This is a genomic window from Candidatus Sodalis sp. SoCistrobi (assembly GCF_900143145.1).
GTDB lineage: Bacteria > Pseudomonadota > Gammaproteobacteria > Enterobacterales > Enterobacteriaceae > SoCistrobi.
This window is the reverse complement of record NZ_FRDB01000339.1, coordinates 1-1,947: the sequence shown is the minus strand read 5'-3', so window position 1 is coordinate 1,947 and position 1,947 is coordinate 1. Positions and strand designations below refer to the sequence as shown.

At 55.2% G+C, this 1,947-nt stretch carries 2 protein-coding genes and 1 pseudogene; all 3 read left to right on the top strand.

Annotated elements, in window-relative coordinates:
- The first annotated feature begins 139 nt into the window (after positions 1-139).
- Positions 140-280, top strand: coding sequence for a hypothetical protein (locus tag CINSTRO3249_RS16970; RefSeq protein ID WP_371441390.1), 141 nt, complete (start codon positions 140-142; stop codon positions 278-280).
- A 135-nt stretch (positions 281-415) separates the two neighbouring features.
- On the top strand, positions 416-793 hold the full coding sequence (locus CINSTRO3249_RS15495) for a hypothetical protein (protein WP_254304383.1): 378 nt from the start codon (positions 416-418) through the stop codon (positions 791-793).
- A 260-nt stretch (positions 794-1,053) separates the two neighbouring features.
- Positions 1,054-1,797, top strand: a pseudogene (locus CINSTRO3249_RS15490) (L-rhamnose/proton symporter RhaT); the annotation flags it as partial.
- Positions 1,798-1,947: the final 150 nt, after the last annotated feature.

The following is a 1,947-nucleotide window of genomic DNA, read 5'->3' as shown; positions in this document are numbered from 1 at the left end:
TCATATGCTGTTTAACCAGCGTCTGATATCGGCGGGTAAGGCGAGAGTCAATCCCGCCAACAGATAGGTTGAAATCATTCTGCAAAGTAATAACAGGTATCACGATAAATGTGTAGATACCTATGCTGCGGGAGGGCGGATGGGGCTGTTTGAGCTGCTGACCATGACTCCCGCGGTACGTCATCTGATCCGCGAAGGGAAAACCCACCTGCTGCCGGGACTGCTGCCGGGCTGTCGGCGCGCGGGGAAACCGGCTTTCGCCCGCGATGTCCTGAACTAAATCGCGCTATCCAGCCTTAGTGTTTTGCTTGTTGCGGGTATGACGCAACGCCCTCACGGCGCCGTGCCGCCGTGGTTTGCTTTGTAATGAGCCATTTTGCCAAGGATTGTTTTGCCTCTTGTCATGCCGTTTCGTATGCTGCTGCTGTCCCAGGCGCTGGATAGCGCTGTGGGAAGGGCAGCGCTATCGCGCTTCACAACAAGGAACGGGTACAAAATGAAAATCAAGCCATTGCTTATAGCTGCGGCGTGTCTGGGGACGCCGTTTGCCGGCGTTGCCGGTCAGGCCCACGTTTGTCATTCCTCCACCATGAAAATTGACCTCAGCAAAGGCCCCGGCAGTCACGAATTATCAGACAGCGTTGTCTTTAACTGCCCTGACGCCGGCAGTAAGACCATTCCAGCGCTGGCGCAGGACGGCTGGAAAATTGTCTCGGTGACCGAGCAGGGCGGACCTGATGATGATCCGGACGTGACCAATCTGTATTTTGAGCTAGTGATCCAAAAAGATTAAGCCCCGTCGTCTGCCGGCGGCGGCCATTCCGGTCAGCCGCCGCAGTCCACGCCTGTCATGATGTTATCCGTTTGTGACCGCGCTCACTATCAGGTTGCTGATATTGCCACGCCGATAGAAAAGTTGGCAATGATCCGAAGGCGTTACGCCCGGCAAGCTCCTTACACTGACCTCCGCGTTTGTTGACCGCATTCCTTCATCACCGCTTCCTCGCAGTTCGACGCCGGCGGCGATCTCACTTTGCAGACAGGAGCTTGTCCATGGGTAGTTCTATCGTGCTGGGGATCTTCTGGCATTTCATCGGCGCCGCCAGCGCCGCCTGCTTTTATGCCCCGTTCAAGAAAGTTCGTCACTGGAGCTGGGAAACCATGTGGTCCCTTGGTGGTTTCTTCTCTTGGGTGATCCTGCCCTGGGCTATCAGTTGGCTATTGTTACCGGATTTTTGGGCCTATTACCGCAGTTTTCCGTGGGGGACGCTGCTGCCGGTGTTCCTGTTCGGCGCCATGTGGGGCGTTGGCAACATCAATTACGGCCTGACAATGCGCTATTTAGGAATGTCGATGGGGATGGGGATAGGAATTGCCATCGGCATTACGCTTATCGTCGGCACATTATTGACGCCTCTGCTGCAGGGGAAATTCGGCGTCCTGCTCCACACCACCGGCGGGCGGATTACCCTTCTCGGGGTGTTGGTCGCGGTCATCGGCGTGGGTATCGTCAGCTATGCCGGTTTGCTTAAAGAGCGGGCGCAGGGTATTCGAGCTGAAGAATTTAACCTGAAAAAAGGTCTGCTGTTGGCGGTCGTATGCGGTTTCTTCTCGGCGGGGATGTCGTTTGCTATGGACGCGGCGGTGCCGATGCATGAAGCGGCAAAAAATGCCGGAATAAGCCCGCTTTACGTGGCGCTACCCAGCTATGTGGTGATTATGGGCGGCGGCGCTATTGTCAATTTGGGCTACTGCTTTATCCGGCTCGCTACGCGGCGGGAAATATCCCTAAAGGCATAGGTATCTACACATCAGGGAGGAGGCTTAAGAGCAACTCTCGCTAAATGAGTAAGTTCTTCCAGACTATATTCCGATAATAATTTTAGTGTATTCAACAAGATGGATAGGCCAGCGAGCAGAGCAGGAGCGCTCTCTCTGCGGCCTCGC